Genomic DNA, 3,590 nt, shown 5'->3' with positions numbered 1-3,590 from the left:
AGGAGGTCTAAACAGGCGGAAACATGAGGACAGAATACTTACAAATCTTTACTCTTCAAAATTCCACGGGGCATGCTCAAGCGTTGAGGCGATATACTCTAAGTTGCTATTAATTTTGCGTAACTCGATGACTTTTAAGATACCTACAGCCTCAATAAGCCCTGAGTCACCTGTTTGCATGAGGTATTCAATATCATTAACTACATTATTAAGATCTGTTCTTGTAATAGACATAGTGCCTCCTGATTTGATTGATTATTTGAGAATATAACCGTTGGGTTCTGCTGGTTCTAACCTATCAACTTCGTCATAAAATTGATGATTTAAGTAACTATTACTGATTGTCAGCGTTGCCTGTTTTGTGTCTCGTTCCAAAAAGCAACTGACACACGCACCGACAAAATTCTTCAATTGTGCTTTTGATGCGAGAGGTAACGCGGAATTAAACAACTCTTTATCTTTCCGGGGTGTAAATCGTGAAAGTAATCCCACCAGATAGACACGCGTAATTCATCGTAGCCAATATCAAACCAATTAATGACAGTCGGCTTGCCCGCTATTTCAGTGATAAAATATCCTTGTTCCTTATCGTTTGAATTAGTGGGCGACTGGCCATTTAAATCAATATGGCCTTGTTTAACCGCTTCGTTTAAGCTCATTACCAGAAGATTTTGCAATAACTCTTTTTTCGTTTTCATTCCAACCCCCTATATAAATGCACTGATTTTCACGGGATAACGGGATAAATAACATATTTCCTATTTATTTCATTTGGTTAGCTTATCCCATGTTATCCCAGCTTATCCCGTGAAGTAACGTCACTATTTTTAATTACTTTAAATTCAATTAATTAATGCCTGCCAAAGAAAAACCTTTTACGGGATAACCTCTATTATCACAACCCCGCTTGATTTTTAGTCACATTAGGTTGCGGGATAGGACGGGATAATGCGGGATAACTTAAATTTATATAACTGACTGATATATATTAAAATAACTCTATCTTATCCCGTTATCCCGTTATCCCAACGTTTTTTGAATCTACGTGAGTATTAATCTTCATCCTTAAAAAGCAGCACCACAAATCGCCCCTGAGTGCCATTCACTGAAATAGTTTTACTGATAAAGCGATCTTTTTCGGCCTTAACCAACATTCCGGCTTCTTCTAGGGCTTCAAAGCCTGATTTCTTCTGTAACCCCTGCAATATCTCTTCTTCAAATACACTGGGAATAATATGATATTCCACCTGTCCATCATCACGGCGGTTGTTAACCAGATACCCGGCAAGATCATTGATTCTCATCGCGTGTGAGGTATCAATATCACCGTTCGGTCTGCCATAGGTGTAAGGCTGGAAGCGTGAAAGTCCGTATTTCTGGATAAAGTCACGGGTACGGGTAACAACCTGATACTTTTCCCGGTTCCCGATACCGAAATCATCTAACCAGTCATCAAAGCTTTGCTTTATCGCAGAATGACATTCATCCTTGCTCCAGCCTGTGATATGGGTTGCCAGCTCTCCGGCTGCATCCAATAAAGCAAAACGGACAGCAACGCGCTTCACTTGGGGTGAGGCTTCTTCTGGCAGGCCATCAATCCACTCTTTTTCTTTACGGGTAGTAATTTCTATTGCCTGCTCTTGATGTTCAGACAGCCATAAGATCCATTCTCGACCCGCCGCGCCACAATAGCGTTTTGCCTCACGTTTAATCGCTCTTGCGTGAGAATCACCGTCCTCATAACCATTGAAAAACATCGTATCGATAAAGGGCACACTAAGCAGCCTGACAAGCTGCCCGGCTTTTGGTGTAATACCGCCTTTTATCAGGAACGTTTCTAAATCCTCCTCCCCCGTTGAAAGTGCGGCTATTTTCCAGCGGATCACGGCACGGTTTCCGCCCTCGCGTCTCCCTTGAATCTTGCCAACACCGTTAAACAGGCTGTAGGCACTGTTAGCGACCTCTTTCGGATTAGAGCTTTGCCCGATTTCGTCAATGGGTAAAAAACCATCATTACGGGCGGCGGCTTCGTTATTTAAGCCGTGGTTAGTACCGTGCCACGATAGTTTAAGTTCTTCGGGATCACCGTATAAGCTGCTGGCAGCCTCAACCGTAGTTGTTTTACCTGCTGAGGATTGGGCGAACAAATGCACACCAAAACAGTTACCGCCTGTTAATGAGTTAAGCGGCGCAGCCAATCCCACTAATACGCCCAGCATCATTGAGCGGTTGCCTTTCATCAGTGACGCAACATGTGTTTTCCACTCTTTGGCTGTTCCCCTGACCACATAACCCGCAATTGCCGATGTGCCGCCACAGAACGCCACAGGCATATAAGGTTGACCAATAATTTCTCCATCCGGCATAACATACGCCCCACAGTGCCAGCCTGCGGTCTGAGTAACAACCCATTCGCGGCGATCTCCGCTTCGTTGCAAATGCTCAGACAAAATAGGCAATAGACCGTTTTTTGTTGTGATATTCATCCCCCGTGAGCGTAACCTTGCCCAACCCATCGGTAGCCCGATCTCACGCCGGGGCAGAGCCTCAACAATATATTTACCTGTGCCCTCCTGACGCAATTTAATAATGAGATAGCCCTCACCGCCATCGTTGCCAATGCCAACTATCTCCATGTGATCACTCATCCATTTTTCAACCTCGACAATTTCACCACCCTGTTTTTCAGGTTCTACCCAGTAAATCCCTTTCTTGCGGACAGATACATGCGGTTTTAACGGATCACGCTCTTTCTCGCGATGGTCATCTAAATTAATCACTACTGACTTTGACACTGACGCTTTCTCCCCTACCTGATACAACCCTTGACTGAATGCCTGCTTTGCTGCCTCGATGTCGTGACACTGGCGATAATCGTCCCAGTCAGCTTTGAATGCCGTAGGCGGTAGTGTCACCCAACCGTCAATCGCTTTAGCGGTCTTCTCTGCCGCAATCTTGCCGACGTTCTTCTTGGGCTTGCCTTTGTCGTCCAGTTCATCCGGTGAGTGCCAGTCATTATCTGCTGCAAGAATGATTTTCGCGTCTGGCCACCGTTCCCGAACCTGCTTAGCCACGATCAGTAAATTACTTTCATCCATCGCAGCCAGCACCACGCCATCATGTAATTGGCTGACGGTTAAGGCGGTTGCATAACCCTCGGTAATGATGATCGTGTCCGGCATTCCGGTGATTGCCGATAAGGGGATAAAACTCCCCTTTTTCTGCGTACCAGAGACAAGACGCTTATCACCATTCGGCTTGATGATTTGAGCACCGGTGGTTGTGCCGTCCAGAGCTTGAGTGACCAACAACAAAGAGCCATCATTCAGCAACCGCTGATTGGGGCATTGCAGCCCCTTTTTGGTCAGATAATCAGATTGCCCGGTAGTGGATTGAGCTATCAACTTATTCACTTTCTCGGTGATTGGTCGAGCCTCCGATTTGGGAGCCTCCTTTCTGGCTGGCTTGGGTTCTGGCAAAGGTAACGCCAGTGTATCAGCAACGACTTTAGCGGCCTCAATAATGGTGATCCCCTTGGCTCTTACCAGCAAATCCAGTCCATCACCATGATTCGGCTCATCACACTGGCG

Annotated in this window: 3 protein-coding genes; all 3 read right to left on the bottom strand. The window is 45.6% G+C overall.

Annotated features, from left to right (window positions below; genetic code table 11):
* Positions 1 to 48: 48 nt before the first annotated feature.
* Entirely contained in the window at positions 49 to 234 is a 186-nt protein-coding gene (locus Xkoz_RS18860) for a hypothetical protein (protein ID WP_099143473.1), read from the bottom strand.
* A 173-nt stretch (positions 235 to 407) separates the two neighbouring features.
* Positions 408 to 698 (bottom strand): hypothetical protein, encoded by a 291-nt coding sequence (locus Xkoz_RS18855; RefSeq protein ID WP_099143472.1) that lies wholly within the window; start codon positions 696 to 698, stop codon positions 408 to 410.
* 354 nt (positions 699 to 1,052) lie between these two features.
* The coding region (locus Xkoz_RS18850) for a DUF927 domain-containing protein (RefSeq protein ID WP_244183526.1) at positions 1,053 to 3,590 on the bottom strand (2,538 nt) is incomplete at its 5' end.

It is taken from the genome of Xenorhabdus kozodoii, assembly GCF_002632875.1.
Taxonomy (GTDB): Bacteria; Pseudomonadota; Gammaproteobacteria; order Enterobacterales; family Enterobacteriaceae; genus Xenorhabdus; species Xenorhabdus kozodoii.
This window is presented reverse-complemented; position numbering and strand designations above follow the sequence as displayed.